The 1,941-nt window shown below is 49.1% G+C and carries 2 protein-coding genes and 1 tRNA gene; 1 reads left to right on the top strand and 2 read right to left on the bottom strand.

Annotation, left to right across the window (positions count from 1 at the left end):
- Positions 1 to 46 precede the first annotated feature (46 nt).
- Together QVO51_RS00250 and QVO51_RS00245 are read right to left on the bottom strand one after the other, a co-directional pair.
- Positions 47 to 442: a hypothetical protein gene (locus tag QVO51_RS00250; RefSeq protein WP_022356745.1), complete on the bottom strand. Its 396-nt coding sequence runs from the start codon at positions 440 to 442 to the stop codon at positions 47 to 49.
- 338 nt (positions 443 to 780) lie between these two features.
- Positions 781 to 859, bottom strand: a tRNA-Pro gene (locus QVO51_RS00245).
- A gap of 352 nt (positions 860 to 1,211) precedes the next feature.
- On the opposite strand from QVO51_RS00245, the gene QVO51_RS00240 reads away from it, so the two are divergent.
- A partial coding sequence (locus QVO51_RS00240; protein ID WP_288167651.1) for an alpha/beta hydrolase occupies positions 1,212 to 1,941 on the top strand: 730 nt, incomplete at its 3' end.

Genomic DNA, 1,941 nt, shown 5'->3' with positions numbered 1-1,941 from the left:
CTTTCATGCACCATATACGAAATACGCCGCTTGATTTTGGCAAGGTTTAATTGGGGGGACAATAATATGTATCATAATTATCTCCTCCTTCGCAAAAGTCGAAGAAGAACGCCTCTTTCTCCTTATCCGATGCCGTAATCCGTGCTTCGTCATAGATCTGCTGTACCAACTCCTTGCCATTAAGATAATCTGCGCCCTCGGCTTCAACGAGGATTCCGTCGCTACCTTTTCCATCAAGGAAGAGAACGCAATGGGCGTTGTTTTCCTCACAGTACATCAGATCTCTGTTCTCGATGATTTCGGTAGCATCCTCAAGGGACTGATCTCTCATCTGCTCGAACCTCTTGCCGTAGAGGGTAATGACTTTCTCCACTTCAATCTGCATCGGCTCATAGCTGTAAGCCTTGTGATTCAGCGGAGCGTTGAATGTGATTTTCTTCATAGGCATCATCTCTCTTTCTTTTTAATAGTATAGGGAAAATAAAAAATGCCGAATCAATCGAGGTTCTTAACCTCAATCAATTCGGCATAACAAACAAGAAACCGCTTCAAACTTTGTGAAAGATTTTCGCTATCAAAAAGAGCAGATCTCGGAAATTTCTTTCCAAATTCGTTCTCAAATATCCTAAATTTTCAAAAATTCCCGTTCGAGTCCTGTTTTACAGCTGAAAAGGCGAAATGTCATCTACGGTTTTCATATAAATTTTTTCGGCTTCGGATACGCAAAAAGTCCGATAAATCGGACTTTTTTGGTCTGTCATCTATTTTGTATAACAGAGATGGTCGGGATGACAGGATTCGAACCTGCGAAATCTCTCGCTCCCAAAGCGAGCGCGATACCAAACTTCGCCACATCCCGATATTCGGTTTTCAGTGTATTCCGATGTCGCCAGGATCCTATCAGTCGTTGTCGTTCTTGACTTCTCGGAAAACCAACAATTCGCATGTTACAAGGAGTTCTAAGACTATAAGGAAAAGGAATGGATGTTGCCCCAAACCAGATACTCTACCAATTGCAGCATGCTTCATCATTTATAGTATACCACATGCAGCAAGGCTTGTCAAGATACTCCCCTGTAGCACTATAATGCAAAGTTGTTTGACAAACATGCAATTGTGACAATCCCACACAAAGTATGCAGGATATTACCTTGACTTTTCCTGCATTCTGCGCTATACTGAAACCCATCCATACAGAAAGAAGGTTCTCTATGTCTATTCAAACCATCCCTCTCACCGTCCCCTATGAAAAAGCGGGACTGGATGTGGCAGGACTGCATCCCACCCTCACCGCCGTGACCCTGGACTACAGCAAGGAGATTGGTCAGAAGCAGCACAGCGCCGTGATTCTCTGTCCAGGCGGCGGCTATGAATTCTGCTCCGACCGGGAAGCAGAGCCGGTTGCCATGCGGCTTGCAGGCTACGGCATCCAGGCATTCGTCCTGCGGTACAGCGTGGTACATAAACCATTCCCCACCGCTCTGCTGGAGCTTGCCGCAGCCGTCAGCTATGTGCGCAGCCATGCAGAGGAGTACGACATCCACCCGGATCGGATCGCTGTCTGCGGCTTTTCCGCCGGAGGGCATCTTGCCGCAAGCCTGGGCGTGTTCTGGAGCAGCAACCTGATCACCGGCGTATTCGGAGATCCGGCAGGCTGTCGTCCCAACGGGCTGATCCTGTCCTATCCGGTGATCACCGCCGGGCAGTATCAGCACGCAGGCTCCATTGACAACATCATCGGAGAAAACGCCTCCCCGGAGCAGCGGCAGCTGGTATCCCTGGAAACCCAGATCACCCCGGATGTTCCCCCCACCTTCCTGTGGCACTGTGCGGATGACGGACTGGTTCCCGTACAGAACAGCCTGCTGTTCCTGGAGGGGCTGAGCCTGGCAGGGGTATCCTACGAAGCTCACATTTACCCCAGCGGCGGTCACGGGCTTG

Origin of the sequence: Ruminococcus sp. CAG:379, assembly GCF_000434255.1 — a bacterium.
GTDB classification, from domain to species: Bacteria; Bacillota; Clostridia; order Oscillospirales; family Ruminococcaceae; genus Ruminococcus_F; species Ruminococcus_F champanellensis.
The sequence above is the reverse complement of the archived record's forward strand: the minus strand, read 5'-3'. Positions and strand labels throughout refer to the sequence as shown.